Source organism: Sorangium sp. So ce394 (assembly GCF_051474665.1).
Taxonomy (GTDB): domain Bacteria; phylum Myxococcota_A; class Polyangia; order Polyangiales; family Polyangiaceae; genus Sorangium; species Sorangium cellulosum_D.
In genome coordinates, this window is record NZ_CP150339.1 from 535,413 (window position 1) to 562,282 (window position 26,870).

Genomic DNA, 26,870 nt, shown 5'->3' on the forward strand with positions numbered 1-26,870 from the left:
CTGGCCGGCTGCTGGCCCGCGATCACGCGGAGCACGCCTGCAGCGGCCGCGCGACGGAGAGCCCCGGGACGAGCGCCTCGATGCGGGCTCGCTGCCGTCTCGTCAGCTCGCCGAGGGCGCGGATGAGGGCGAGATCCTTTTGCTTCGCCTCCACGAGGATCGCCACCTCGCGGCCGCCCGACGCCGCCGCGACCTCCTCGCAGAAGCGGAGCAGCCCGCGCCCGGTGATGTGCTCGGCGTGCGCCCCGGCCAGCTTGCCGTTGCACTGCTCGCTGTAATGGAGCTCGGGCACCCGATCGGCCGGCCAGGTGCGGACGGCGCGCTCGAGCTCCACCTCGAAGGGCGCGCTCCGCGGGTTCGCGGCCCAGTGCAGGTTGTCGAACACGATGGGCACCTCGCCCCCGGTGGCCTCGAGCAGCTCGGGCACCGTCCAGCAGCGCTCGTCGTTCTCGAGCGCGAGCCGCGCGAGCGCCGGCGGCGCGAGCCGGGCGATGCCCGCCCGCAGCCGGGCGGCGGTGCGCTCGCGATCGCCGTGGACGCCGCCGCCGTGCAGGGTGATCGAGCCCTGCGCGCCGAGCAGATCCATCACCCAGCCCTGGTCGTTCATGACCGCGAGCGAGTTCATCAGCACCTCCTCGTGCGGTGAGGAGAGCACCACGAACTGGCTCGGATGATTCGACAGGTGCACGCCGCCCCGCTCCGCGACGCGCCGGACGGAGCGCAGATCCGGCACCAGCATGCGCGCCCCCGGCGCGATGTCGAGCAGCGGGAAGAGGTCGCTGGAGACGCGGTGCGCCGTGAAGCCGAGGCCGGTCGAGTGCGCCACGGACCGCCGGACGTACTCGGCGTTGTACCGGTAGATCGGCGTGAGATCGACCAGGCCCTTCAGATAGCGCCCGAGCTGGGCGGTCTTCAGCGAGGGCTCCGGCATTCCGAGCGACTGACAGACGTAGCCGAGTCGAATCATGGCGACAGGGTGTGTCGTCCACGAATCACCGGCATCGGGGTCGCCGCGATTTTATTCCATGCTGTCGGCTGCTGAGCCCCGCGGGGCTGCCCGGGAGCTCCTTTGCCGCGCCGGGGCGCGAAGGCCCGTGGGACGATCGCCGGCCGCGCCGACGGAATGCCGTCCGCCGCGTTCGTCTGCTCCGCTGCGTGCTCCGTCGGGCTCGGCGGCCCCGGAGGCGCCCGGCGTGGGCGCCGGCCGCGCCGCGGCGGCGGGAGCGGGCCGGTCGCGCCGGGACGAGCGGCGTCGTTCCTGTTGACCTCGCCGGGCGTGAATCGTCTAGTCTCGACGCTCGCTCCTCTCCGAGCGCGCGCGGCGCTGCGCCGCCTCATGCCGCGTTCGATCCGGCGACGGAGCGCACCAGCCAGGCATCACGTCGAATCACGGGTCCTCGTCCAGCGAAATCGTCCGTTCCGACCTTGATTCGACCGGCGGAGCCGTGGCTCCCCATCGAGGTTGACCATGCCCCACGTGCGGATTTTCTTCCTCCTCGGTCTCACCTTCTTCCTCGCAGCTTGCTCGAGCGACTCCCCCGGGGATACCAGCGGCGGAGCACCCCTGTGCGGGACGGGGCAGACATTGTGCGGCGATGTGTGTGTCGACCTCGCCACCGACGCGGCCCACTGCGGGGCGTGCGACGTCTCGTGTGAGGAGGGGCAGCTCTGCGATGGGGCGGGGGAGTGCGCGGTGTCGTGCCAGCGCGGGCTGGTCGCGTGCGACGGGACGTGCATCGATCCGGACACGGACCGCGACCACTGCGGTGCGAGCGGCGATTGCACCGGGAGCGACGCGGGCGTGACGTGCGCGGCCGGGGAGATCTGTAGCGGCGCGGGGCGGTGCGAGCTGTCGTGCCAGAGCGGGCTCGTGGCGTGCGGCGGGACGTGCATCGACCCGGACACGGACCGCGACCACTGCGGTGCGAGCGGCGATTGCACCGGGAGCGACGCGGGCGTGGCGTGCGCCGACGGGGAGATCTGCAATGGCGCGGGTCGGTGCGAGCTGTCGTGCCAGAGCGGGCTCGTGGCGTGCGGCGGGACGTGCATCGACCCGGACACGGATCGCGACCATTGCGGGGCGAGCGGCGATTGCCGCGGAAGCGACGCGGGGGAGGCGTGCGCGGCCGGGGAGATCTGCAATGGCGCGGGTCGGTGCGAGCTGTCGTGCCAGAGCGGGCTCGTGGCGTGCGACGGGACGTGCATCGACCCGGACACGGACCGCGACCACTGCGGTGCGAGCGGCGATTGCACCGGGAGCGACGCGGGGGAGGCGTGCGCCGACGGGGAGATCTGTAGTGGCGCGGGTCGGTGCGAGCTGTCGTGCCAGAGCGGGCTCGTGGCGTGCGACGGGACGTGCATCGACCCGGACACGGACCGCGACCACTGCGGTGCGAGCGGCGATTGCACCGGGAGCGGCGCGGGGGTGGCGTGCGCGGCCGGGGAGATCTGTAGCGGCGCGGGTCGGTGCGAGCTGTCGTGCCAGAGCGGGCTCGTGGCGTGCGGCGGGACGTGCATCGACCCGGACACGGACCGCGACCACTGCGGTGCGAGCGGCGATTGCACCGGGAGCGACGCGGGGGTGGCGTGCGCGGCCGGGGAGATCTGTAGTGGCGCGGGGCGGTGCGAGCTGTCGTGCCAGAGCGGGCTCGTGGCGTGCGGCGGGACGTGCATCGACCCGGACACGGACCGCGACCACTGCGGTGCGAGCGGCGATTGCACCGGGAGCGACGCGGGGGAGGCGTGCGCGGCCGGGGAGATCTGCAATGGCGCGGGGCGGTGCGAGCTGTCGTGCCAGAGCGGGCTCGTGGCGTGCGGCGGGACGTGCGTCGACCCGGACACGGACCGCGACCATTGCGGGGCGAGCGGCGATTGCACCGGGAGCGACGCGGGCGCGATCTGCGGCGCGGGCGAGATCTGCACCCACGGCGCATGCGAGGCGTCGTGCGCGCCGCCGCTCGTCGCGTGCGGCGGGGCGTGCGTCGACCCGTCGACCGATGAGACCTACTGCGGCGCCACCGGCGACTGCGCGGGGGCCAGCGCGGGCGCGACGTGCAGCGCGGGCGAGGCGTGCGTCGCGGGGGCCTGCGCGAGCGCGGACGCGAGCCTCTCCGGGCTCGCGGTCTCCAGCGGAGCGCTGAGCCCGGCCTTCGATCCGGGGTCGAAGCTCTATGTCGTGTCCGTCGAGGATCAAATCGCCTCGATCGAGGTGACGCCGACGGCGTCGGCCGAGGGGGCCACGATCGCGGTCAACGGGATCGCCGTCGCCTCCGGGAGCGCCTCGCCGCCGATACCGCTGATCGAGGGCGGGAGCACGGCGATCACCATCGAGGTGACCGCGCCGAGCGGGGACGTGACGACCTACGGCGTGGTGGTCCTCCGCGGCGGGGTCGCCTCGGCGTACCTCAAGGCCTCCAACACCGACGCGGGAGATCAGTTCGGCTTCGCGGTCGCGCTCGACGGCAACACGCTCGCCGTGTCCGCGCTCGGGGAGGACAGCGCCGCGACCGGGGTCGATGGAGACCAGAACGACAACACGAAGAACTCCGGCGCCGTGTACGTGTTCGTGCGGGACGGCGGCTCCTGGATCCAGCAGGCGTACCTGAAGCCGAGCACCGCCGACGTGAACGACGACTTCGGGTACAGCCTCTCCCTGTCCGGGGACACCCTGGCGGTCTCCGCGCGGGGCGAGGACAGCAACGCCACCGGCGTGAACGGCAATCAGGCGAACAACGGTGCGCCGGGCTCCGGTGCCGTGTACGTCTTCCGGCGCAGCGGAGGGACGTGGTCTCAGGAGGCTTATCTCAAGGCCTCCAACACGGATGCGCAGGATCAGTTCGGCCACGCGGTGGCGCTCGCGGGAGACACCCTGGTGGTGGGCGCGCCGGGCGAGGATAGCGGCTCCACCGGCGTGAACGGCGGACAGGGGGGCGCCGTGGTATCGCAGACCGGGGCTGCCTACGTGTTCACGCGCGCCGGGGCGACATGGACCCAGCAGGCGTACCTGAAGGCGTCGAACACCGGGGCCGGCGACGCGTTCGGCACCAGCGTCGCGATCTCCGGGGACACGATCGCGGTGGGCGCGATCGGCGAGGCGAGCGCCGCGACGGGCGTGAACGGCGTGCAGACGGACAACGCGGCTCCCGGGAGCGGCGCCGTCTACGTGTTCGCGCGCGCCGGGACGACCTGGACCCAGCAGGCGTACCTGAAGGCGTCGAACACCGGCGCGGGCGACATGTTCGGCGCGAGCGTCGCGATCTCCGCGCACGCCCTCGCGGTGGGCGCGACCGGCGAGGCGAGCGGCGCGAACGGCGCGCAGGCCGACGACAGCGCCCCCGGGAGCGGCGCCGTCTACGTGTTCACGCGCAGCGGGACGAGCTGGTCGCAGCACACCTATCTCAAGGCCTCCAACGCGGAGAGCGGCGACGCGTTCGGGGCCTCGGTCTCGATCGACAACGATTTCCTCGCGGTGGGCGCGCCTGGCGAGGACAGCAGCTCCGCGGCGTGGGGCTGGCTCGAGTCGGACAACGGCGCTCCCGGGAGCGGGGCGGCGTACCTGTTCGAGCGCTCCGGCGGCGTGTGGTCTCAGGACGCGTACATCAAGGCGTCGAACACCGGGGCATTGGACGCCTTCGGGGCGCGCCTCGCCCTGTCCGGCACGACGCTCCTCGTCGCCGCGGCCTCGGAGGACAGCAGCGCCACGGGCGTCGACGGCGACGGGGCGAACGACGCGGCCGACGGCAGCGGCGCCTGCTACACGGCGAGCTGGTAGCGGCTCCGCACCACCGCCGCTCAGCGCCGATCCAGCCCCACGATCCGGTCGAGCAGCCCCCGGTCGAGGCTCGACTCCACCGCCGTGGCGAGCCGGTCGTACTCCTCGTGCCGGCTCGGGATCGCCGGCTCCCCCGCGGGCGCGGCGAGCCCCCGCCGCGCGCGCAGGGCCGCGAGGAGCGACCGCCGGAGCCCGTCGTTCTCGAACAGCCCATGGATCATCGTGCCCACCACCGCGCCGTCCGCCGACACCGCCCCGTCGAGCGCCGCCTCGGCCCGGCCGCTCCTCGACCGGATCGCGAACGCCGCGCGCGCGCCGCCCACCCGCTCCACCTGCCCCATGTGGATCTCGTAGCCGGTCAGCTCTCCCGCCCCCCCGCTCGCTCCCTCTCCGCTCGCTCCCTCTCCGCCCGCTCCCTCTCCATCGCTCACCACGCCGAGGAACGACCTTCCCGCGATCCGCGCCCGCACCTGCGCCGTCGTCTTGGTCCGCTCGAACCGCGTCCACACGTCGAGCAGCCCCAGCCCCCGCGCCGACGGCTCGGCCGACTCGACGCCCTCCGGATCCTCGATCGCCCCGCCGAGCATCTGACAGCCGCCGCAGATCCCGAGCGTCCACCCGCCCCGCCGCGCGCGCGCCGCCACCGCCTCGGCCAGGCCGCTCTCGCGCAGCCACGCGAGATCGGCCATCGTGCTCTTCGTCCCGGGGAGCACCACGAGATCCGCCGCGCCGAGCTCGTCCGGCCGCTCGATGAACCGCACCACCACGCCCCGCTCGTGCTCCAGCGGCTCCACGTCGTCGTAATTCGAGATCCGCGGCAGCCGGACCACCGCGATGTCGAGCTCCCCCGGGCCCGCCGGCGCCCGCCGCCGCCGGCCCTCCAGCGACACCGAGTCCTCGTCCGCGATCCGCAGCTGCTTCAGGTACGGCACCACCCCGAGCACCGGGACGCCCGTCCGCGCCGTGAGCATCTCGAGCCCCGGCTCGAGCAGCTTGATGTCGCCGCGGAACTTGTTGATCACGAACGCCGCGACGCGCGCCCGCTCGTCGGGCTCGAGCAGCGCCATCGTCCCGACCAGCGCCGCGAACACCCCGCCGCGATCGATGTCGCCCGCGAGGAGCACCGGCGCGTCGGCGACGCGCGCGACGTGCATGTTCACGATGTCGCGGTCCTTCAGGTTGATCTCCGCCGGGCTGCCCGCCCCCTCGATCACCACGACGTCGTGCGCCTCCCGGAGCCGCCCGAGCGACCGGGCGATGATCTCCTTGAGCTCCCCCCGGTACGCGAAGTAGTCGCGCGCGTGCAGGCTCCCGATCGGCTTGCCGAGGACGACCACCTGCGAGCGCGAGTCCCCCTCCGGCTTGAGCAGCACCGGGTTCATGTCGACCGTCGGCGGCACGCGCGCCGCCTCGGCCTGCACCGCCTGCGCCCGGCCGATCTCGCCGCCGTCCACCGTCGCGAACGAGTTCAGCGCCATGTTCTGCGACTTGAACGGCGCCACCCGGAGCCCCCGCCGCTGGAACATCCGGCAGAGCGCCGTGCAGAGCAGGCTCTTGCCGACCGAGGACGCCGTGCCCTGCACCATCACCGTGAGCGCTGTCATCGCCAAAGCTCCTGTCCGAGGGAGGTCGCCGCGAGCGCGGCCGCCGCGAGCCCGGCGAAGAGCAGCGCCGCGAGCGCCACGATCCGGCAGGCCTCGTCGATGAGCTCCCGCCGGAGCGGCTCGATCGCGTCGCCGAGCCGGTAGTGGCCGCGCTTCTCGAGCTCGACCCGGAGCAGCCCCGCCATGGCCGCCATCGGCCGGCCCGCGTTCGGGCTCTCGGTGCGGCCGCCGTCGCGCCGGAGCACCAGGAGGCCGCGGCGCGCGTCGGCGCCGCGGAGCCAGCCGGCCGCGAGGAGCAGGAGCGCGGTGAGCCGCGCCGGCACGAAGTTCAGCGCGTCGTCGAGCCGCGCCGACGCCTTGCCGAGGTACTCGTAGCGGCCGTGGTAGCCGATCATCGCGTCGAGGGTGTTCACGGCGCGGTAGAAGAGCGCGCCTGGCAGCCCGAAGAGGGCGAAATAGAAGAGCGGCGCGACGAAGCTGTCCGACGCGTTCTCCGCGACCGACTCGACCGACGCGGCGACCAGCGCGGGCTCGTCGAGCTCCGACGGGTCGCGGCTGCAGAGGCTGCGCAGGGCGCCGCGCGCCGCCGGGACGTCGCCGGCCGCGAGGGCGTCGCGCACGCCGAAGGCCGCGTCGCGGAGCGCGCGGAGGGCGAAGGTGGGCTTCAGAAGGAGCCCTGCCAAAGCGACGCCGAGGACCGGGTGCGGGGCGATCAGCGCGGCGGCGAAGGCGCCCAGCGCCGCGAAGAGGCAGGGCACGGCGAGGGCCATGAGCGCGCCGAAGAGGAGCTCGGCCGCGCGGCCGCCCCGCGGCGCGCGGCGCTTCAGCGCGCCGATGGCGGAGCCCATCCACACGACCGGGTGGACGGCGGCGGGCGGCTCGCCGCAGGCGAGGTCGAGCGCGACCGCGAGGAGCAGCGCCGCGGCGGCCGTCATCGCCCGTCCTCGCCGCCGACGAGCGCGACCGGCCCGGGGCGCAGGCGCAGGATCGCGCCCATCACGGCCACGTAGAGCTCGCTCGCCGAGCGGCCGAGCCGCTGGTGCGCGCGGCCGGCGAGGTCGCGGAAGACCCGGCCGAGCCGGCTCTCGGGGACCACGCCCATGCCCACCTCGTTCGAGACGAGGACGACGTGGGGCGCCGCCGACTCGACGGCGGCCGCGAGCGCCTCGATGCGCGCCTCGATCCGCTCGGGCGCGCGGCCCTCGGTCTCGTCGCGGAGCAGCAGGTTCGAGAGCCAGAGGGTGAGGCAGTCGACGACGATCACGTCGACGTCGGTGAGCGAGGCGATGCGCTCCGGGAGCGCGACCGGCTCCTCGACGGTGACGAACGCGTCGCCGCGCTCGCGGGCGTGGGCGTCGATGCGCGCGCGCATCTCGTCGTCGAACGGCTCGGCGGTCGCGACGAAGGCGCGGCGCTCCCCGAGCGAGCGCCCGAGCGCCAGCGCGAACGCGCTCTTGCCGGAGCGCACGCCGCCGCCGACGAGCGCGACCCGCCGCGGCGCCGCGCCGTGCCGGGTCATCGCGCCCGCTCCTTCCGGTGCGCGGCGGCGCTCGCCACGAGCCCCTCGGGGACGCGCGGGTTCGAGGCCCAGTGCGCGTGCACGTAGGAGGCGAGGACGTTCTGCGCCCGGTACCCCTCGCGCGCGACCTGGCCACCGCGCCGGCGCCGCACCGAGTAGGCGTGCTCGATCGGCAAGGGCGCCTCAGCGGCGGGCGAGGGCGGCGGCGCCGCGGGCGAGGGCGGCGACGCGGGCGAGGGCGCCTGCGCGGCGTGCGCGGGCGCCGCGGGGCGGAGCTCCGAGTAGCGGAACTGGTGCCCGCGGAAGCGCAGCCCCGCGCCGCCGAGGATCGTGCGCGCCTGCGTCTCGACCTCGACGTAGCCGAGCGCCTGCAGCTTCTCGCACATCACGGCCTCGGCCGGCACGAGCCCGACCATGGGGTGCGCGCGGCCGTCGAGCGTGCGGATCGCCTCGGTCAGGTACATGAGCCCGCCGCACTCGGCGTAGATCGGGCCCCCGCCGCCGGCGAAGGCGCGGATCTCGGCGCGCAGGGCGGCATTCTCGGTCAGGCGCTCCGCGTGCACCTCGGGGTAGCCGCCGCCGAGGTAGAGCGCGTCCACGTCGGGCAAGCGCGCGTCGCGGATCGGCGAGAACCGCACGAGCTCCGCCCCCGCCGCCTCCAGGCGGCGCAGGTTGTCCGCGTAGTAGAAGTGGAACGCCTCGTCGAACGCCACGCCGATGCGCGCCCGGCGCGGCGCTGCCCCTGCGGCGGCAGCAGCGCCGGCCGGCGCCGCCGTCGCGTCGGATGCGGCCGGCGCGGCCGCCGACGTCGCCGCATCGGAGGCCACCGGCAAGGCCGGAGCCCCGCGCGCGATCTCCAGCAGCGCGTCGAGCCCGATCCACGCCTCGGCCTGCGCGCCCCAGTGATCGAAGCGCCCCTCGGGGATCGCGGCCTCGTCGGCCGTCCGCAGGCCGAGGTGCCGCTCGGGGAAGCGCTGCGCCTGGTCGCGCGGCAGGCCGCCGATCACCGGCGGCGAGCGCTGCGCCTGCGCCTGTCGGAGGATGTCGAGGTGCCCCCGGCTGCCGACCTGGTTGCACACGACCGCCGCCACGCGGAGCGCCGGATCGAAGCCCGCGAAGCCCTGCACCAGCGCCGCGACGCTGCGGGCCATCCCGGACGCGTCGACCACGAGCGCGACCGGCGCCTCGAGCCATTTCGCGATCTCCGCCGTCGAGCCCTCCTCCCCGGTCGGGCTCGCCCCGTCGAACAGCCCCATCACCCCCTCGATCAGCGCCACGTCGGCGCCCGCGGCCTCCGCCGCGAACGTCGACAGGACCGCGTCCCGGCCCATCATCCAGCCGTCGAGGTTGTGCGACGTCCCGGCGACGGCGCGGCCGTGGTACGTGGGATCGAGGTAGTCGGGCCCGCACTTGAACAGGGCGACCCGGAGGCCGCGTGCGCGGAGAGCGCGCGCGATCGCCACGGTCGCGGTCGTCTTCCCGACGCCGCTCGCCGTGCCGGCGACGACGAGCCGGGGGATGGCCGGGGACATCAGAAATCGACTCCGATCTGGGCCTTCATCCCCTGCTCGAACGGGTGCTTCACCGGCCGCATCTCGGTCACCAGATCGGCGAGCGCCACCAGCGCGTCGGGGGCGTTCCTGCCGGTGATCACGACGTGCACGTGCGGGGGCCTCGCGCGCAGCGCCGCGAGGAGCTCGTCCTCCGCGATGAAGCCGTAGTGCAGCGCGTACGTGATCTCGTCGAGCACCACGATGTCCTGCTCGCCGCCCCCGATGAGCGCCGCGGCCTCCTGGAAGGCCGCGCGCGCCGCCGCCTTGTCGCGCGAGAGGTCGTCGCTCTCCCAGGTGAAGCCGCGCCCCATCACGAGGAAGGTCAGCCCGGGGAGCGTCTCGGCGAACAGGCGCTCTCCCGTCTTCCATTTCCCCTTGATGAACTGCACCACGGCGACGCGCATGCCCCGGCCGAGCGCCCGGAACACCATCCCGAGCGCGGCCGTCGTCTTGCCCTTGCCGTGGCCGGTATAGACGATGACGAGCCCTCGTCGGCCCGCCGCCGTCGCGCCCGCCCCGGCCCCTTGCTCCGCGCTCACGAGCCCTCCTCCGCCGGGCGGGGCGCGCGCGCCTTCTCGGCCTTGCGGAAGCGGTGGCTGAACTCCGGATCGTAGAGCCGCGAGTCGGCGAAATCCGTGGACGTGAGCACCCGGCCCACGAGGATCATCGACTGGCTCTTGATCCCCTCGGCCCGCACCTTCTCCCGGATGTCGGCGAGCGTGCCCGTCACGATCTTCTGATCGGGGCAGCTCGCCTTGTGCACCACGGCGACCGGGCAGTCGGCGCCGTAGGACGGGATGAGCGCCGCGGTCACGTCCTTGAGCAGGGTGATGCTGAGGAACAGGCAGAGCGTCGCCTGGTGGCGCGCGAGCTCCTCGAGCCGCTCGGCGGGCGGCACCGGCGTGCGCCCCTCGGCGCGCGTCAGGATCACGGTCTGCGAGAGCTCGGGCAGCGTGAGCTCGCGCCCGAGCGCCGCGGCGGCCGCGGTGAACGACGAGACGCCGGGGACGATCTCGTAGGGGATCCCGAGCGCCTCCATCCGGCGCATCTGCTCGGCCGTCGACCCGAACAGGACCGGATCGCCCGTGTGCACGCGCGCCACGTCGTGCCCCGCGTCCCTGGCCTCGACGAAGACCTCCACGATCTGGTCGAGGGTCATGCCCGACGAGTCGATGACCCGGGCGTCCGGCCGCGCGGACGCCACGATCTCCCGCGGGACGAGGGAGCCCGTGTACATGACGACCGGGCAGCGGGCGACGAGCTCGGCGCCGCGGACCGTGATGAGCCCGGGATCGCCCGGGCCCGCGCCGATGATGTAGACGCGCATGGGGTTCTCTCCTCGTGTCGTGCGCCGGCGGTCGCGCCGGGGACTGCGGGCGCGCGAAGCTAGAGCGAACGCGCGGCGAACGCCAGGGCTCATCGTGGAGCCTCCGGTCGCGCCGCCGCGGGCGCAGCTCCGGTCGCGCCGCCGCGGGCGCGGCTCCGGCCGCGTCGCCGAGAAAGATCCTTGACCGCGGTTGGCTCACTGTTATACAAAGTAACACTGTTACGAACTGGCGGCGCGGGGGCCTGCGCCGCCGCCCAGCGGCCACACGACACGGACATGGCGAGCACGCGCGTGAAGACCACGAAGACCGGCGGCGCGACCCAGGCGGAGCGCCTGCAGGCGTCGAGCTTGCAGCGCCGCGAGCAGCAGAAAGAGAACCTGCGGGGCGCGATCCTGGCGGCGGCGGGCGAGCTGTTTCTGGAGCAGGGGTACGAGGCGTTCTCGATGCGCCAGGTGGCCGAGCGCATCGGCTACTCGGCGACGACGATCTACCGCTATTACGAGAACAAGGACGATCTCCTGTTCGCCATCGTCCACGAGGGCTTCACCGAGTTCCAACGAAAGCTCGTCGCGGCGGCCGAGAGCGCGGCGGACCCGACCGAGCGGATGGTGGCGCTCGGCGCCGCGTACGTTCGGTTCGGCATGCAGAACCCGGTGCACTACCGGCTGATGTTCATGCAGCGGTTCGACTTCGTCTTCGACCAGCGGAAGGAGCAGCAGCAGCCGATGGTCGGGTCGTTCGACGTGCTGCAAAAAGCGGTCGCGTCCGCGATGGATGCCGGCGCGATAGAGCGCGGCGACGTCGAGCGCCACAGCCAGGTGGTCTGGGCCCTGGTCCACGGGATCACCTCCCTCGCCCTGGCCAACGGCGGCCGCTTCGGCCCCGATGACGTCGATCGGACCATGGGGATCGCCATGAAGATGATGGTTCGAGGCCTGCGCCCCTGACCGCTCTCTTTTTTTTTTCGCAAAGTTAACACTGTTACGAATGATTTCGACGTTACTTTTTCGTCGATGGAGGGTGTGATGGATCGAGTCTTTGGTCTGAGTGGCTTCCTCGTACTACCGTTCTGGGCCTTGATGATCTTTCTGCCGCGCTCTCGCTGGACGCGGCGGATCATGGAGTCGCCGCTCGTGATCGTCGCGCCCGCGCTGCTCTATACGGCGCTCGTCCTCCCGGTCGTCGGCGAGGTGCTGCCGATCGTCAACCGACCGAGCCTCGCGGCGGTCGCCTCGCTGCTCGGCTCGCCGGCCGGCGCCACCATCGGCTGGGTCCACTTCCTCGCCTTCGATCTCTTCGTGGGCCGGTGGGTGTACCTCGACAGCCGCGATCGCGAGATCTCGCCCTGGATCATGGCCCCCGTGCTCTACCTGACGCTCATGCTCGGCCCGATGGGGTTCGCGCTCTACCTCGCCGTGCGCGCCGTGGCCGAGCGGTCGGCGCGCGCCCGCGGCGGGATCGCGGCGAGCCTCCGCGCCGAGGAGGCCTGAGATGAGCGCGCGATCGCTGCACACCTCTCTCCAGCTCCCTCGCCCGATCGAGGAGCTCCTCCGGCGAAGCCCGGTCTTGTTCGCGGCGGCCGCCGTCCACGTCGCGCTGCTCGTCCTGCTGCTCGGCGTCGCCCCGCTCGACGCGCGCCTCGTGACGGGGTTGAACCCGTGGATCAAGCCGGCGAAATTCGCCGCCTCGATCGCCATCTACCTGCTGACGATCAACTGGCTCGTCGGCGACGTCGCGCTCCCGCCGAGAGGCCGGCGGGCCGTCGTCTGGGGCACGGTGGCGATGGTGAGCTTCGAGATGCTCGCGATCGTCATGCAGGCGGCGCGGGGCGTGGCGTCGCATTTCAACCAATCGTCGCTGTTCGACGGGGCGGTGTTCGCGCTCATGGGCATCGCCATCCTGGTGAACACGGGGCTCGCGGGGTACCTCGCGTCCAGGTTCTGGACGACGCGACCTCCGCTGCCCGCGCCCTATCTCTGGGGCATCCGGCTGGGCTTTCTCCTGTTCATGCTGGCGTGCGCGGAAGGCGGCTTCATGTCGGAGCAGAACGCGCACAGCGTCGGCGTCGCGGACGGCGGGCCCGGGCTCCCCATCGTCAACTGGAGCACGCGAGGCGGCGACCTGCGCGCGGCGCACTTCTTCGGGATGCACGCGCTGCAGGCCGTCCCGCTGTTCGGAGCCTGGCTGTCGGCGCGGGCGTCGGGGTCGGCGTCGCGCACGCGGCGGGCGGTGCGGTGGGTCATCGCGTTCGGCGTCGTCTATGGCGTCGTCGCGCTGGGGCTCTTCCTCATGGCGCTCGCGGGGCAGCCGCTGATTCGCATGTAGCGCGCGCGCCAAGGACGACGGCGGTCCCGCGCTTCGAGGCGCCGACGCCGGCGATCACCTGTAGAAGGCGACATCGTCGACGTAGACGTCGAAATCCTCGTCCTGCGCGAACCGGAACTCGATCACGTAGAGCCCTGCGCGGTCGAGGGCTTGGGCCTCGGGCGCGGCGCCCCAGCCCTCGCGCGTGAGCTCGTCGAAGGGGATGACGACCTCGGCCCACTCCGTGCCGAGGTGCGCGGTGTAGAACCAGTGATCGAAGCACCGGTTGGGCTCGCCCGAGCCCGCGGCTTCATCGCAGATCCCGCCCGCGGGCTCCGAGACCTTGTCCGAGACGTTGACCTTCATGGTCGCCTCGGCGCCCGCGTCGCCGAGCTTGGCCCAGAAGATGATACCGGCGAACGCAGACGCGTCATAAGGGAACACCTGCATGTCCTCGCCGTTCAGCGCGAAGCCGACCCCGGCGCCCCACTCCGTGAAGCCGGACCCGAACGTGTGCATCGCCAGCGTGCTCTGGCCGCGCGGCGGCATGAGCGCCTCGGGGACGAACCCGACGGGCATCTCCTCCGTGTAGACCGGGGGAGATTGCGTGCCTGTTCCATCATTGTAGCTGTACCAGTGGCCGAGCCTGCCACCGGTCTCTGTGATGGCGCTGTCGCCATCTTCCATGTCGTCGATCAGCTCGACGTCCGTCGGGACGTCGACGTCGCCCCCGCCGGCCCCCGCGCCGCCCGTGGCCGAGGCCGACGACCCGCCGCCCGTCGCGCTGGACGCGCCGCCCGCCCCGTCCACCAGGTGGTAGCGCTCATCCAGCCCCACGAGGGCGGTGCACCCGCCGGCTGTGAGCGTCCACGCCGCCCACATCCATGCTGCGCGCCTCTTCGCCATATCTCCTCCTACCACCGCCGCGCGGGCGCGGTCCACCGGCGCGCTGGACCGCCGGCGGCGCCCTGCTGCCGCACGCGTCCCCCTCGCTCCGCTCGCGCGGTGCGCAAACCGTGGGTCCCAATGTCCAGAGCTCGGCAATCGAGTCCCAGCGGTCACATCCGCTCAGGCCGCAGGTCGGCTGTCGTGACTGTCACGGTGCCTACCTTTGTCCACATCTCGCGACGGCCTCGGGCGGCGTCGCTTGGACCGGTCGAACGAACCTGGTATGGAGAGCGGCGAGGGGCGTTACATGCAGTCAAGCGAACCGGTTCGGGACGACGCGGGGACGACCTGGACCTTGGAGGCGGGGGTGCCTTCGGCGCTGCAGCAAAGCGCGGCGCTGCGCATCGCCCTCATGTGGCGCCACGCCGGGAAAATCGAGACACGCTTGCTTTCGCCGGACACGCCGCTCGTCGTGGGGCGCAGCGTGCCTGCAGCGCTCTGGATCGACGATCGCACCCTCTCGCGGGAGCACGCCCGCTTCGTCCTCTCCGGCGGGCGGGTGTGGGTCGACGATCTGGGATCCAAGAATGGGACATTCCTCGACGGCCGCCGCGTCTCGCGCGCCGGGATCGCGGTCGGGGATGAAATCGTGCTCGGCAACGTCGCGCTGCGGGTGCAGGCGCTCGGCGCCGGCGGAGAGTCGCTCGATCTCGAGGGAGAGGAGAGGCTCTTGCGCCGCGTGGAGGACGAGCTCACGCGCGCGCGACATTTTCGTCGCCCGTTCGCGCTGCTCCATGTGCGTATCGGCGCGGCGGTCACGGCCGAGGGCTGGATCAAGGTCGTGCGCGCGTGCCTGCAGCCGGTGCACCGCGTGGCGCTCTACGGCACCGGCGCGGCCCAAGTGCTGCTGCCCGAGACCGGCGCCGAGGAGGCGAACCGCATCGCCCAGGCCATCGCGGCCTCGTCCATCGGCGGCGACGCCCGGCTGCTCGTGGGCTGCATCGTCTACCCCGACGCCGGCAGCAGCGCGAACGAGCTCTTCGCGGCCGCGCACGAGGCCGCCCGCCGCGCCTCGCCCGAGCACCCGGTCGCGCGCGGCCCCTCCGCGGCTGCGGCCACGGTGCTCGCGGGGGAGGACCCGGCCGTCCCGGCCGTGGGAGGGTTCATCGCCGGCCAGCGGATGCGCGCGCTGATCGAGGCCGTGAAGCGCGTGGCGGCCTCGCGCATCCCGGTCGTCCTGCACGGCGAGACCGGGACAGGCAAAGAGGTCCTCGCGCGGATGATCCATGAGAGCGGGCCGCGCAAGGGGATGCGCATGGTGCGCGTCAACTGCGGGGCGATCCCGAAGGACCTCGTCGAGAGCACCCTCTTTGGCCACGAGCGCGGGGCCTTCACGGGCGCCCTGCAGCAGCAGAAGGGCGTCTTCGAGGAGGCCGACGGCGGCACCGTGTTCCTGGACGAGATCGGCGAGCTGCCGCCGGCGGCGCAGGCCGCGCTCCTCCGCGTGCTCGAGGTGGGGGCGTTCAGCCGCGTCGGCTCGAGCCGCGAGATCGAGGTCGACGTGCGCGTCGTCGCGGCGACGCACCGGGATCTGGAGGCGATGGCCGCGTCCGGCGCATTCCGGGAAGATCTGTATTACCGTCTGAGCGGCGTCGTCGTCGACATCCCGCCGCTGCGCGAGCGGAGGGACGAGATCGAGCCGCTCGCGCGGCACTTCCTGCGCGCGGCCGGCGAGGCCAACGGCCGACACGTCGAGGGCGTCGCCCCGGAGGCGCTCGCGCTGCTCGGCGCCTACGCGTGGCCTGGCAACGTGCGCGAGCTGCGGAATGTGATCGAACGCGCGGTCGTGGTGGCGCGCGGCGCGATCATCGAGCCGGAGGACCTGCCGCCGCGGGTGCGCGCGGCGGAGCGCGCGGCAGAGCCGGAGCGCGCATCGCACGCGGGCCGCGCTTCAGAGCCCGGCGGCCTCGCGGCGCCGCTGGACTCGGGGTCACGCTCCTCGGCGCCGCCCCCTCCGGAGGAGGCGCCGGCCGAAGCGGGGCGGCCGGTCCGCGGGAAAGTGCAGCAGTACGAGGCCAAGCTCCTCCACGACACGCTGGAAGCCGCGGGCTGGAGCCGGGCCGAAGCCGCGCGGCAGCTCGGGATGCCGGTGCGGACCCTGTCGTACCGCATGAAGGTGCTGGGCGTGAAACGGCCCTCTTCTTGCTGATTCCTGAGTGCTGATTGCTACTCTTGCCAATGTTCGATGCACCCCGGCGGACGCGCGCCGCCGGGAGCGCGCCACCTCGCGATGAACATGTCGAACCGTACGATTGCGCGGAAGTACACGCTGATACGTGAGATCGGCCGCGGTGGGATGGGCGTCATCTGGGAGGCGCTCGACCAGGCGCTCCGCCGGCCCGTGGCGCTCAAGGTGATGACGCCCGAGCACGTCACCTCCAGCACGGCGCGGCACCGCTTCGAGCAAGAGGCGATGGCGATCGCCCGGCTCCGGAACGAGCACATCGTACAGATACATGAGTACGGTATCGACGAGGATTGCCCCTACATCGTCATGGAGCTCCTCGAAGGAGAGGACCTCGAGGGCAGGCTCGTCCGGGAGCGGCAGCTCTCGCCGTCGGCCACGCTCGCGCTGCTCCGGCAGATCGCCGTCGGCCTCCAGGCGGCGAGCTCCGCGGGGATCGTGCACCGCGATCTGAAGCCGGCGAACGTCTTCATGGCCCGGAAGGAGCCCGGGGAGTGCGTGAAGCTCCTCGATTTCGGCGTGGTGTGGACGGTCTTCGAGCGGTCGGACGAAGAGCCTCAGGGCGCGGCCGGCAAGACCATCGGGACGCCGTCGTACATGAGCCCCGAGCAGGTCCGCGCCGTCGTGCCGAACCACCTCAGCGATCTCTGGTCGCTCGGCGTCATCGCCTACCGGGCCCTCACCGGCCGGCTCCCCTTCGCGGCGAGCGGGATCGGGGAGCTGTTCATCAGCATCTGCACCGATCGGTTCCCGCCGCCGTCGAGCCTCGTCCCCGGCCTGCTCCCCGGCTTCGACGGCTTCTTCGAGCGCGCGCTGGCGAAGGATCCGGCGCAGCGGTTCCAGTCCGCGCGCGAGTTCGTCGCGGCGTTCGCGGCCGTGACCGAGTCCAGCAGCGGCCCCACCAAGGTCCTCGTCGCCGACGACGAGCCGGATATGCAGCTCATGATGAAGCTGCATTTCCGGCAGAAGATCCGCGACGGGGTCTACGAGTTCATCTTCGCCGAGAACGGTCAGGTCGCGCTCGACGAGCTCCGGCGCCACCCCGATATCGACGTCATCTTGACCGACATCAAGATGCCTGGGATGGATGGACTCACGTTCCTCGGTCGCGTCCCGGAGGTGAACCCGTTCGCGAAGACGGTGATGATGTCAGCCTATGGCGACATGGGCAACATCCGGAGCGCGATGAACCAGGGGGCCTTCGACTTCCTGCTCAAGCCGCTCCATCGCTCCGATCTCGAGGCGACCATCGACAAGACGGTCAAGCACGTGGCGGAGCTGCGGAGGAACGCCCGCTCGGACGAGGAGAACAAGATCCTCCGCCAGTACACGAGCGCGGCGCTGGTCGAGCGGATCCGGGCGATGGGGCCTGCCATCGCGCTCGCGAGCGAGGCGGTCATGTCCACGGTGGCCTTCATCGGCGTCTTCCAGTTCACGCCCGTGATCAAGGAGAAGCTGCCTGCAGAGGCCATGAGGCTGCTCAGGGCCAACTTCGAGGTGATCGTCCCGGAGCTCGTGGCGAAAGGGGGAGTCGTGGACAAGTTCCTCGGCGACGCCGTGATGACGGTGTTCCAGGGCCCCGAGCACCTGTCGAGGGCGCTCAGCGCGTGCGTGTCCGTCCGCGCGCAGATGGCGGCGGTGGCGCGCCGCGCCGGAGAGAGCTCGCCCTACGCGCAGGGTATTTGCATCGGCCTGTCCACGGGGCAGGTGCTCGCCGGCAGCGTGGGCTCTCAGGCGTACGGCCGGCTCGACTACACGGTGCTCGGCGAGGCGGTCAACGCCGCCGCGCACCTCGCCAGGGCGGCGCTGCCGGGAGAGATCCTCGTCGACGCGGCGGTCCGCGACGCGGCGCCGGAGCTGTTCGACTTCGACGAGGTCGGCGCGAGGAGCCTCCTGCCGGACGCTCCTCCCGTGAGCGTCTTCAACGTGGTGCGACGCGATCGGGCCGCCCTCCCCGCGAACAGCGAGGCGACCGTGCGGGTCGCCACGACTACCACCATGCGATAGGTCGAGCCGTGCCGACGCTCATCCACAATCCCGGCGGTCCTGAGGAGCAGGTCTTCTTCATCGGAGGCGCCTCCGTCACCATCGGCCGCGCGGAGGATCAGGCGATCTGCATCCCGCACAGGAGCCTGTCGCGCTGCCAGGCGCGGATCGAGCTGTCCGAGGGCAAGTTCTTCATCGTCGATCTGCAGAGCAAGAACGGCACGTTCGTGAACGGCGCGCGGATCCAGCGCGGGGAGATCCGGAGCGGCGACACCATCACGCTGGGCGATCTGGACTTCTTGTTCACGGTGGACGGTGCGTCGACGGAGTCGTCGCTCCGGCCGCAGGCGATCCGGCGCCTGACGCACACCTCGATCAGCGAGCTCGTGGGGGACACCAAGCCCGGCCGCGCCGGGCGGCCGAGCGCGGAGGCGCGGCTACAGATCCTGATCGAGATTGCCAAGCTGCTCCCGGTCTCCGACGACATCGACACCCTGCTCCACAAGGTCCTCGATCTCATCGTTCAGATCCTCGACGTGGACCGCGGGGTCATCCTGCTCGTCAGCGAGGCGACGGGGCAGCTCGAGCGGCGCGCGGTGAGGACGTCGCGGCCCTCGCCGGACGACGAGCCGATCTTCAGCCAGAACATCGTCGACTACGTGCTGCGCAACAGCGTGGCGGCGCTGTTCGCCGACGCCGTGCTCGACCCGCGCCTCGGCGCGGCGCGCTCCGTGGTCGCCCCGTCGGTCCGAGCCTCGATGTGCGTCCCGCTCAAGCCCAAGGACGACATCATCGGGGTGCTTTACGTCGACAACCTCAGCGCGTCGCATGTCTTCACCGAGCCGGATCTGGACTTCCTCGTCGCGTTCGCGAGCCAGGCCGCCGTCGCCGTGAAGAACGCGTCGCTGTACCGGCGCCTCGAGCGCGAGACGGTGGAGCGCATGCAGCTCGTGCTGGACGCGAAGCTCGCGTCGCTCAGCGGGGTGGTCGTGGGGATCGCCCACGAGATCCGCAATCCGCTGAATTTCATGAACAACTTCGCCGACATCGCCGCCGATCTCGCCCAGGATGTGACCGAGGGCCTGCGCGCGCAGGAGGCGCGGCTCGATCCCGGGGGGCGCGCGCGGATCGAGGAGAACCTGACCCAGCTGCGCGACAGCATGGCCCGGGTCACCGAGCACGGCCGGCGCGCGGACGCGATCATCCGGCGGATGCTCCAGCACGCCCGGCGCCCGTCGGGCGAACGCGCGCTGGCCGATCTGAACGCGGTGGTGGACGAGAGCGTGCGGCTCGCGCTCGCCGGGGCGCAGGGCGGCGACCTCGACGTGCGCGTCGTCGCGGCCTACGATCCGGGGCTCGCGCCGGTGGAGATGGCGACGCTCGACATGGGGCGGGTGTTCCTCAACGTCGTCGACAACGCGCTCTATGCGATGCGGCAGAAGAAGCGCGAGCGCGGGGCCGGCTATGCGCCGGAGCTCCGCGTCCGCACCGCGGATCGGGGCGATCGCGTCGAGGTGCGCATTCGGGACAACGGGATGGGGATACCCAAGAACGTCGAAGCGCGGGTGTTCGAGCCGTTCTTCACGACGAAGGCGCCCGGAGACGGAACGGGGCTGGGGCTGTCGTTGAGCCGCGAAATCGTGGCGCAGGGGCACCAGGGGACGATGCGGGTGGACAGCGAGGAGGGGGAGTATACCGAGCTGGTGATCGCGCTGCCGAAGGCCGCCGGCGCGCCGCCTCGGAGCTGACCTCCGAGCCAGGAGGGGGCTCGCGTCCCGCCCGGACGCGCTGCGTCCGCGGGGGACGCCAGCCAGGTCGTTCCACCTGGACCCGCCACCGTTATCCTGCTTACCTGCTGCCTACCGTGACCGTATCCCGTGACGAGATCTTCACCGCGCTCGTCCCCCGCCTCGTGTCGGCCACGTACTTCGAGGACGCTGCCACGGCGGTCCTCCAGGCCATGTTCGCCTGCGTCGAGGAGGCGCTCGCCGACACCCCGCTCGCCAGCCGCGCTCGGGTCCTGCGCGGCGTCGTCCACCTCCGCCCCGAGGGCAGCTACCAGCGCCTCTTCGGCATCGACCGCGCGAGCGGCGCGCGCATCGAGGGCACCGGCTATCTCACCTCCGGCAGCGTCTGGAGCTGGATCGAGCAGCACCGCTGTTCGGTCTCGATCGACGTCCAGCGCGCCTCGATCCGCTCCTGGATGCGCGACGGGGCGGTCGAGCTCCGCGACCCGCCGGAGGCGGCCGGCATGCCCGGCGACGCCACGCGCAAGCGCATGCTCGATCGCGACGCGACCCACGTGCATGTCGTCCCGCTGCGCGCGCCCGGCGGCAGCGTCGACGGCATGATCACCCTCGAGGCGAGCTGCAGGGGGACCGTCGGACGGGAGCTCCCCTGGGCGGAGTGCTACGAGGGGCTGGAGATCCTCGCCAGCATCGCCGGGGCGTTCATCGCCGCCCGCGCGCTGCCGCTCCGCTCGGACGAGCCGGCGAGCCCGGACGAGTTCCTGCCGGTCGTCGGTCAGAGCACCGCGCACCTCGTCGAGCTGCTCCGGGCCTTCGCCCCGCGGGACGACACCATTCTCATCACCGGCCCGACCGGCGCCGGCAAATCCAGGCTCGCGCGCTGGTGCCACGAGCACTCGCAGCGACGGGGCCAGCCCTTCGAGTCGCTGGACCTCCTCGGCGTGCCCGAGGACCTGCAGATGGCCGAGCTGTTCGGCTGGAAGCGCGGCGCCTTCACCGGCGCGGTCAAGGACAACCCGGGCGCGGTCGCCCGCGCCGCGAAGGGCACGCTCTTCCTCGACGAGATCGACAAGCTCTCGCTCAAGGCCCAGGCCGGCCTCCTGCGCTTCATCGAGGAGCGCGCCTACCGGATGCTGGGCGACGACGGGGCGGGGGAGCGCCGCGCCGACGCGCGCCTCCTCGTCGGCACCAACGCCGATCTGCGCGCCGCCGTGCGCGCCGGCCGCTTCCGCGAGGACCTGTATTACCGCATCAACGTCCTGCCGGTGCGGCTGCTCCCGCTCGCCGAGCGGCTCGACGAGCTCCCGCGCTGGGCCGAGTACATGCTGAACCGGCGCCACCAGGAGGCCGACGGCAAGGGCGCGGCGCGCTTCGAGCCCGAGGCCATGAAGCTCCTCGTGTCCGCGCCGTGGCCGGGCAACCTGCGCCAGCTCGACAACATCGTCCGTCGCGCCTACGCGCTCCAGCTCGCGGGGCAGAGCGGCCTGGGGGGCGATCTCGTGATCCAGCGGCGCCACGTCGAGCGCGCGCTCACCTTCGACGGCGACGCCGAGCCGAGCGCGCTGGCCAAGCTGCTCTGGCGGGCGGCGCTCAGCTTCGTGAGCGAGGCCGAGCGACGCCGCGGCGGCGGCGCCCCGCTCCCGCTCGAGCTGACCGACGCCTTCCGGGGCATGGTCCTGGGCGCGGCGGTGCAGCGGACGGGCAACCGCGACGACGCCTTCACGCTGCTCGGCCAGGAGCCGCTGCTCAAGAACCGCAACCACCACCGGGCGCTGCGCCGCGAGCTCTCGCGGGTGCGAGAGGTCCTGGACCTGCTCGGGGGCGAGGTCGATCCGGATCTCCTGGCGGTGCTCGACGCCGACAGGGAGCCCTGACGGAGAGGTGCCGGCGCGCTCCGCGCGCCTCCGTCGACGAAGAGCTCGAGCATGCAGCGCCACGTCGCCAACGAAGCCGCAATCGCGCCGGGCACCACGTTCGCGGGGCGCTACGAGGTCCTGACCAAGCTCGGCGAAGGCGGCTTCGGCGTGGTGCACAAGGCCCGCCAGCTCACCACCGGGCAGCCGATCGCCTTGAAGATCCTGCGCCTCGCCGAGCAGGGCGGCGCCGCGCAGGCCGACAGGCGGGCCGCGCGCTTCCTGCGCGAGACGCGGCTCTGCGCCCAGCTTCACCACCCCAACATCGTCCAGCTCGTCGACTCGGGGCAGATCGAGGACGGGACCCTCTACACCGCGTTCGCCTTCGCGCCCGGCGACGACCTCGCCGCGCTGCTCGAGCGAGAGGGCGCGCTCGCGCCGTCCGAGGCGCGGCACCTGATGCTCCAGGTGCTCGACGCCCTCGCCTGCGCCCACGCGGCGGGCGTGGTCCACCGCGACCTCAAGCCCAGCAACATCATGGTGATCCCCACGGGCGCCCGCCGCAACGCGCTGGTGCTCGACTTCGGGATCGGCGCCGCGCTCGACGACGGACGATCCATGCGCCTGACCGGCAGCCACGACGCGCTGGGCACGCCGGGCTACGGGGCGCCGGAGCAGTGGCGCGGCGCCGAGCCTTCGCCGCGCGCGGATCTGTTCTCGTGGGGCCTCGTGTTCCTCGAGTGCCTGACGGGCGCGCCGGCGTACGGCGGCACGGAGGCCGAGATCTTCTATCGGCTGCTCGGCCCCGAGCCCGTCCCGCTCCCCGCCGCGCTCGAGCGCCACCCGCTCGGCGACCTGCTCGCCCGCGCGCTCCGCAAGGACGAAGGCGCGCGCGACGTCACCGCCCGCGGGCTCTTCGAGGCGCTCGAGGCCTGCAGCCTGCGCGGCCTGTCGCGCGAGGCGATGCTCGGCGGCGCCGGCGGCCCCTCGTCCGGCGCGGACACGCGGTCGCTCGCCTCGGCCGCGACGGTCGCCGGGTCGCTCGACCGACGGAGGGCGCCCGCGCTCGACGGCGAGCGCCGGCAGCTGACGGCGCTCTGCTGTCACCTGAGGGCCCGCGCCGCCGCCGGGCAGGCCGCCGACGCCGAGGCGCTGGACGATCCGCTGCGCTCGGCGCTCGCCCTCTGCGCCGACGTCGGGCGCCGGCACGGGGGGTACGTGGCCGCGGCGCTCGGCGACGATCTGCTCGTCTACTTCGGCTACCCCAGCGCGGCGGAGGACGACGCCAAGCGCGCTGCCCGCGCGGCGCTGGCGATGGCCAGCGCCGTGCCTACCGAGCAGACCGACGGCCCGCCGAGCGCCGCGCGGGGCGTCCGGATCGCGGCGAGCGTCGGCCTCCACACCGGCCTGGTGGTCGACGGGAACCTGGGAGACCTCGACGGCGCGTGCCTCGTCACCGGCGCCACCCCGCGGCTCGCCGCGCGGCTCGCCGCGCTGGCGCCTCCGGGCGCCGTGACGGTCAGCGCCGCGTCGCAAGCGCTGCTGCGCGCCTCCTTCGACCTCGAGAGCGAGGGGATCCGCTCCCTGGAGGGGATCGTGGCGCCGGTGGAGACCTTCCGTCTCCGGCAGGAGCACGGCGACGCGGCGAGGTGGCCGACCCCCGAGGGCTCGAGGGCGCCGCTCTGCGGCCGAGATCAAGAGCTCGGGCTCCTCGTGGAGCGGTGGCGCCGCGCGTGCGAGGGGGCGGGCCAGTCGAGCCTCATCACCGGCGAGGCCGGCATCGGCAAGAGCTGTCTGGCGCGCGCGCTGCGCCATCGGATCGTGCGCGACGACCCCACCTTCCTGGAGGCGCGGTGCTCGCCCGACACGCAGAACAGCCCCCTCCGCCCGGTGATCGAGCTCCTCGAGCGCGCGCTCGGGCTCGACCAGGAGCCCGACGCGGGCAGCAAGATCGCGCGGCTCGAGGGGGAGCTCACCGGCCACGGCCTCGCGCTCGCCGAGTCGATGCCGCTCTTCGTGCCGCTCTTCTCCCTGCCCCTCGGCGAGCCGTACGCCCCGCTCGACGTCTCGGCGCAGCGGCAGAAGGCGCTGACGCTCAAGGCGGTCACGTCGCTGCTCCTCGCGATGGCCGACAGGCGGCCGGTCCTCCTGTTGGCCGAAGACTTGCACTGGGCCGACCCCACCACGATGGAGTTTCTCGAGCAGCTCGTTCGCGAGGCGCCCGCGGTCCCGCTGTGCGCCGTCATGACGGCGCGCCCCGAGTTCTCGCCGTCGTTCTCGACGGCCGACGTGCTGCTGCTCCCGCTGAGCCGCCTCGAGCGCGCGCCGATGGAGGAGATGCTCGCCGGGCTGGTGGGCGACAAGGCGCTGCCTCCCGCCGTGATCGAGCAGGTGACGGACCGCGCGGACGGGGTGCCGCTCTTCGCGGAGGAGCTGCTCCGGATGATGCTCGACGCGCTGCTCCTGGTGGAGCGGGACGATCGCTACGAGCTCACCCGGCCGCTCTCGGGCGCGGCGATCCCGGGGACGCTGCGGGCGCTGCTCACGGCGCGCCTGGATCGGCTCGCGCGCGCCAAGCAGACGGCCCAGCTCGCGGCGGCGCTGGGCCGGGAGTTCAGCCTCAAGGTGCTCTCGGCCGCGAGCCCGCTCGGCCCGGAGGCGGTGGCGGAGGACCTGGAGCGCCTGATGAACGCGGGGCTCGCGCTGCGCAGGCGGCGGGGCAAGGAGGCGGTGGGGATGTTCAAGCACGCGCTCATGCGGGACGCGGCGTACGAGTCGCTGTCGACCGGCGCGCGGCAGCGGATCCACGCGCGCATCGCGCAGACGCTGGAGGAGGGGTTTCCGGAGGTGGTCCGGACGCGGCCGGATCTGCTCGCGCACCATCACGCGGCGGCGGAGCAGGAGGGGCGGGCGGTCGGGTACGCGCGGCGGGCCGCGGAGCAGGCGCTGCAGCGCTCGGCCTACGCCGAGGCCATCGCGCACGCGTCCAGCGCCGCGGCGTGGGCCGGCGCCCTGCCGGGCGCCGAAGCGGTCGAGGCGGAGCTGGCCGCGAACGGCGTCTTGACCCAGGCCCTCATGGCGACTCGAGGCTGGGCCGACCCGCGGGTCAAGGCGACCGCCGATCGCTCGGCCAGCCTCCTGGAGCGGCTCGATCAGGACAGCGAGCACCGGGTGCCGACGCTGTGGTTCCTGTTCACCTACCATCACGTGGCCAGCAACCGCGGCGCGGCGCGCGCGCTGGCCGAAGGGCTGGTCGCCCTCGCCGAGCGCTCCGGCGATCAGGGGCTCCGCGCCGCCGCCTCGGCGCTCCACGGCATCGCCCTGTTCATGGATGGCGACCACGCGGACGCGAGGCGCGCCGTCGAGCGCGCCGTCGAGCTCTACGATCCCGACCTGCATCGGGATCACGGGGCGCGCTTCGGGCTGGACTCGCTCGTCCTGGCGAGGTCGTTCGTGGCCCTGCTCTGCTGGTTCTCGGGCGACACCACAGCTGCCTTCGCGCTCATCGCGAGCGCCCTCGAGTGGGCTCGAGAGGTCGGCCACGTGCCCTCGATCGCCCTCTGTCTGATGTACGGCGCCATGGTCCGCCAGCTCGCCGGCGATCGGCGCGAGGTCGCCGCCATGGCCGGAGAGCTCCTCGCCCTGAGCGGGAAATACGGGTTGCCCGCCTACGAAGGATACGGGGTGATCCTCCACGGCTGGGCGGCTGGCGACGAGGAGCGCCCCCGGGCCATGGTGGGCGTCCTCCTGGACCTCGGGTGCAAGCTCGGCCTCTCGTACTACGCCTCTCTGGTCGCCGATACCCAGGCGGCGCGCGGCGAGCTCACCGCGGCCATCGAGCGCATCGACCGCTGTCTCGCCATGTGCCGTGAGAACGACGAGCACTTCTACGAGCCCGAGCTCCACCTCCGCCGCGCGATGGTCGCGGCGCGGCGAGACCCTGCGGCCGAAGGCGTGCGGACCTCGCTGGAGCGAGCGGCCCTCCTCGCGCGGCGCTTCGCCGTGCCGAGGGTCGAGGCGCTGGCGACGCTGGAGCTGCTCCAGCGCTCCGGGGGCGACGAGCCACGACGAGCGCGGCTCGACGAGCTGCTCCGTCTTCACCCTGGCCTGCGAGCGATCCAGGCCGACAGCCACGAAGGAGGCGATGGATGAGCATGAACAAGTTGATGGAGTTTCGCACGACCTACCTGCGCGCGATCGCGAAGGCGTGGGCCGAGCCCGCTTTCGAGGACAAGCTCACCAAGGACCCCGCCCGTGCGCTGCTCGATTATTTCGGCTTCGACTGGGGGTCGTGGCAGAACGCATGCACCCTCCACATCGTGAGCGCCGGGCGGCCGGCGCCGCGCGGCGACATCGCGGGCGACGGGCTCCCCCCGGGGCGATTCGAGTGGATCGGCGACGAGTGGGTCTGGTCCAAGAACCTGCTCGACACCTTGACGATGTACCTGCCGCTCACGGCCCCGTCCACGGGCGCCGCCGAACGCGCCATGGCGCTCGCGGACTACTACAGCCAGCGCGCGTCGCTGTTCGACGACGACTGGGGGGCGGAGTACGGTCCGGGCGGGAAGAAACCGGTCCTCATCACGCCGGCCCTCGGCCCTCAGAGCGGCACCCCGATCGGCGGTTTCGTCCCGTCCGACCAGGGGTTCGAGGCGTTCAAGGTCGTGCTGCTCGCGGCGATCGCCAAGGCCTGGGCCAGCGAGGACTTCAAGCAGATGCTCCTGATCGACTGCGTCGCGGCGCTGAGGACCATCCGCGGCTACAGGCTGCCCTGGAACATGAACATCTGTGTCATGAACGACGATGGGGCCCAGTGGATCAAGCCCGACGCGTCGAGCGACCCGCCGTCGAAGGGCCAGTCATACTGGACGTTTTCTCGGCCGCACGCGCTCACGCTCTACCTGCCCACGGCGCCGAGCGACGAGAACGCCGAGCCCGTCGCGCTCGCCGTGTACAACGCCACGGGAGCGGAGTACCCCTTCACGTGCTGCTGCTGATGGAGGCGACGACGGCGGCGGAGGAACGATGGGGTGAGCTCTGGCCGAGGCGCAGCGCCGCGGCCAGAGCGACC

Annotated in this window: 18 protein-coding genes; 10 read left to right on the plus strand and 8 right to left on the minus strand. The window is 72.7% G+C overall.

Annotation, left to right across the window (positions count from 1 at the left end):
* Positions 1 to 22: 22 nt before the first annotated feature.
* A complete protein-coding gene (locus tag WMF33_RS02010; protein ID WP_437335562.1) occupies positions 23 to 967 on the minus strand; it encodes a hypothetical protein in 945 nt (314 codons plus the stop codon).
* A gap of 501 nt (positions 968 to 1,468) precedes the next feature.
* Here WMF33_RS02010 and WMF33_RS02015 point away from each other — a divergent pair.
* Entirely contained in the window at positions 1,469 to 4,771 is a 3,303-nt protein-coding gene (locus WMF33_RS02015) for a cadherin-like beta sandwich domain-containing protein (RefSeq protein ID WP_437335563.1), read from the plus strand.
* Positions 4,772 to 4,791: 20 nt separating this feature from the next.
* Here the strand turns inward: WMF33_RS02015 and WMF33_RS02020 are convergent, their stop codons facing one another.
* From WMF33_RS02020 to cobM, 6 genes are read right to left on the minus strand one after another with little or no spacing between them, the layout of a single operon-like run.
* Complete coding sequence (locus WMF33_RS02020) at positions 4,792 to 6,375, minus strand: cobyric acid synthase (protein ID WP_437335564.1); 1,584 nt, start codon at positions 6,373 to 6,375, stop codon at positions 4,792 to 4,794.
* A complete protein-coding gene (gene cbiB, locus WMF33_RS02025) occupies positions 6,372 to 7,310 on the minus strand; it encodes an adenosylcobinamide-phosphate synthase CbiB (protein ID WP_437335565.1) in 939 nt (312 codons plus the stop codon). The genes WMF33_RS02020 and cbiB overlap by 4 nt, the downstream gene beginning before the upstream one ends.
* On the minus strand, positions 7,307 to 7,894 hold the full coding sequence (cobU, locus tag WMF33_RS02030; protein ID WP_437335566.1) for a bifunctional adenosylcobinamide kinase/adenosylcobinamide-phosphate guanylyltransferase: 588 nt from the start codon (positions 7,892 to 7,894) through the stop codon (positions 7,307 to 7,309). The genes cbiB and cobU overlap by 4 nt, the downstream gene beginning before the upstream one ends.
* A complete protein-coding gene (locus tag WMF33_RS02035) occupies positions 7,891 to 9,426 on the minus strand; it encodes a cobyrinate a,c-diamide synthase (protein WP_437335567.1) in 1,536 nt (511 codons plus the stop codon). The genes cobU and WMF33_RS02035 overlap by 4 nt, the downstream gene beginning before the upstream one ends.
* Positions 9,426 to 9,986 (minus strand): cob(I)yrinic acid a,c-diamide adenosyltransferase, encoded by a 561-nt coding sequence (cobO, locus tag WMF33_RS02040; RefSeq protein ID WP_437335568.1) that lies wholly within the window; start codon positions 9,984 to 9,986, stop codon positions 9,426 to 9,428. The genes WMF33_RS02035 and cobO overlap by 1 nt, the downstream gene beginning before the upstream one ends.
* Positions 9,983 to 10,774 carry a precorrin-4 C(11)-methyltransferase gene (gene cobM, locus WMF33_RS02045; protein ID WP_020465100.1) on the minus strand — a complete coding sequence of 264 codons (792 nt, stop codon included), beginning with the start codon at positions 10,772 to 10,774 and terminating at the stop codon, positions 9,983 to 9,985. The genes cobO and cobM overlap by 4 nt, the downstream gene beginning before the upstream one ends.
* A gap of 276 nt (positions 10,775 to 11,050) precedes the next feature.
* Between cobM and WMF33_RS02050 the strand changes: the two genes are divergently transcribed.
* The 3 genes from WMF33_RS02050 (at position 11,051) to WMF33_RS02060 (ending at position 13,100) form a co-directional block, all read left to right on the plus strand.
* On the plus strand, positions 11,051 to 11,722 hold the full coding sequence (locus tag WMF33_RS02050; RefSeq protein ID WP_437335569.1) for a TetR/AcrR family transcriptional regulator: 672 nt from the start codon (positions 11,051 to 11,053) through the stop codon (positions 11,720 to 11,722).
* Positions 11,723 to 11,800: 78 nt separating this feature from the next.
* The gene (locus WMF33_RS02055) at positions 11,801 to 12,265 is read left to right on the plus strand and encodes an ABA4-like family protein (protein ID WP_437335570.1); all 465 of its coding nucleotides are present in this window, start codon (positions 11,801 to 11,803) and stop codon (positions 12,263 to 12,265) included.
* Position 12,266: 1 nt separating this feature from the next.
* A complete protein-coding gene (locus tag WMF33_RS02060; protein WP_437335571.1) occupies positions 12,267 to 13,100 on the plus strand; it encodes a hypothetical protein in 834 nt (277 codons plus the stop codon).
* A gap of 54 nt (positions 13,101 to 13,154) precedes the next feature.
* Here WMF33_RS02060 and WMF33_RS02065 read toward each other — a convergent pair whose 3' ends face one another.
* Positions 13,155 to 13,985: a hypothetical protein gene (locus WMF33_RS02065; protein ID WP_437335572.1), complete on the minus strand. Its 831-nt coding sequence runs from the start codon at positions 13,983 to 13,985 to the stop codon at positions 13,155 to 13,157.
* 289 nt (positions 13,986 to 14,274) lie between these two features.
* Between WMF33_RS02065 and WMF33_RS02070 the strand changes: the two genes are divergently transcribed.
* The 6 genes from WMF33_RS02070 to WMF33_RS02095 all read left to right on the plus strand — a co-directional run bounded on the left by WMF33_RS02070 (position 14,275) and on the right by WMF33_RS02095 (position 26,796).
* Positions 14,275 to 16,176, plus strand: coding sequence for a sigma 54-interacting transcriptional regulator (locus WMF33_RS02070; protein WP_437335573.1), 1,902 nt, complete (start codon positions 14,275 to 14,277; stop codon positions 16,174 to 16,176).
* An 87-nt stretch (positions 16,177 to 16,263) separates the two neighbouring features.
* Positions 16,264 to 18,219: a protein kinase domain-containing protein gene (locus tag WMF33_RS02075; RefSeq protein ID WP_437335574.1), complete on the plus strand. Its 1,956-nt coding sequence runs from the start codon at positions 16,264 to 16,266 to the stop codon at positions 18,217 to 18,219.
* 8 nt (positions 18,220 to 18,227) lie between these two features.
* On the plus strand, positions 18,228 to 19,946 hold the full coding sequence (locus tag WMF33_RS02080; protein WP_437335575.1) for an ATP-binding protein: 1,719 nt from the start codon (positions 18,228 to 18,230) through the stop codon (positions 19,944 to 19,946).
* Between the two features lie 116 nt (positions 19,947 to 20,062).
* Positions 20,063 to 21,820: a sigma 54-interacting transcriptional regulator gene (locus WMF33_RS02085; protein WP_437335576.1), complete on the plus strand. Its 1,758-nt coding sequence runs from the start codon at positions 20,063 to 20,065 to the stop codon at positions 21,818 to 21,820.
* Between the two features lie 51 nt (positions 21,821 to 21,871).
* Positions 21,872 to 25,951 (plus strand): TOMM system kinase/cyclase fusion protein, encoded by a 4,080-nt coding sequence (locus WMF33_RS02090; protein WP_437335577.1) that lies wholly within the window; start codon positions 21,872 to 21,874, stop codon positions 25,949 to 25,951.
* Positions 25,948 to 26,796 carry a BMA_0021/BMA_0022 family TOMM bacteriocin gene (locus WMF33_RS02095; protein ID WP_437335578.1) on the plus strand — a complete coding sequence of 283 codons (849 nt, stop codon included), beginning with the start codon at positions 25,948 to 25,950 and terminating at the stop codon, positions 26,794 to 26,796. The genes WMF33_RS02090 and WMF33_RS02095 overlap by 4 nt, the downstream gene beginning before the upstream one ends.
* Positions 26,797 to 26,870: the final 74 nt, after the last annotated feature.

Bases quoted from the DNA above. Each gene is read 5' to 3' on its own strand.
- cobM (WP_020465100.1), bottom strand. From the start codon at position 10,774: ATGCGCGTCTACATCATCGGCGCGGGCCCGGGCGATCCCGGGCTCATC.
- WMF33_RS02020 (WP_437335564.1), bottom strand. From the start codon at position 6,375: ATGACAGCGCTCACGGTGATGGTGCAGGGCACGGCGTCCTCGGTCGGC.
- WMF33_RS02015 (WP_437335563.1), top strand. From the start codon at position 1,469: ATGCCCCACGTGCGGATTTTCTTCCTCCTCGGTCTCACCTTCTTCCTC.
- WMF33_RS02050 (WP_437335569.1), top strand. From the start codon at position 11,051: ATGGCGAGCACGCGCGTGAAGACCACGAAGACCGGCGGCGCGACCCAG.
- cbiB (WP_437335565.1), bottom strand. From the start codon at position 7,310: ATGACGGCCGCCGCGGCGCTGCTCCTCGCGGTCGCGCTCGACCTCGCC.
- WMF33_RS02055 (WP_437335570.1), top strand. From the start codon at position 11,801: ATGGATCGAGTCTTTGGTCTGAGTGGCTTCCTCGTACTACCGTTCTGG.
- cobU (WP_437335566.1), bottom strand. From the start codon at position 7,894: ATGACCCGGCACGGCGCGGCGCCGCGGCGGGTCGCGCTCGTCGGCGGC.
- WMF33_RS02090 (WP_437335577.1), top strand. From the start codon at position 21,872: ATGCAGCGCCACGTCGCCAACGAAGCCGCAATCGCGCCGGGCACCACG.
- WMF33_RS02035 (WP_437335567.1), bottom strand. From the start codon at position 9,426: ATGTCCCCGGCCATCCCCCGGCTCGTCGTCGCCGGCACGGCGAGCGGC.
- WMF33_RS02095 (WP_437335578.1), top strand. From the start codon at position 25,948: ATGAGCATGAACAAGTTGATGGAGTTTCGCACGACCTACCTGCGCGCG.
- WMF33_RS02060 (WP_437335571.1), top strand. From the start codon at position 12,267: ATGAGCGCGCGATCGCTGCACACCTCTCTCCAGCTCCCTCGCCCGATC.
- WMF33_RS02075 (WP_437335574.1), top strand. From the start codon at position 16,264: ATGTCGAACCGTACGATTGCGCGGAAGTACACGCTGATACGTGAGATC.
- WMF33_RS02070 (WP_437335573.1), top strand. From the start codon at position 14,275: ATGCAGTCAAGCGAACCGGTTCGGGACGACGCGGGGACGACCTGGACC.
- WMF33_RS02010 (WP_437335562.1), bottom strand. From the start codon at position 967: ATGATTCGACTCGGCTACGTCTGTCAGTCGCTCGGAATGCCGGAGCCC.
- WMF33_RS02065 (WP_437335572.1), bottom strand. From the start codon at position 13,985: ATGGCGAAGAGGCGCGCAGCATGGATGTGGGCGGCGTGGACGCTCACA.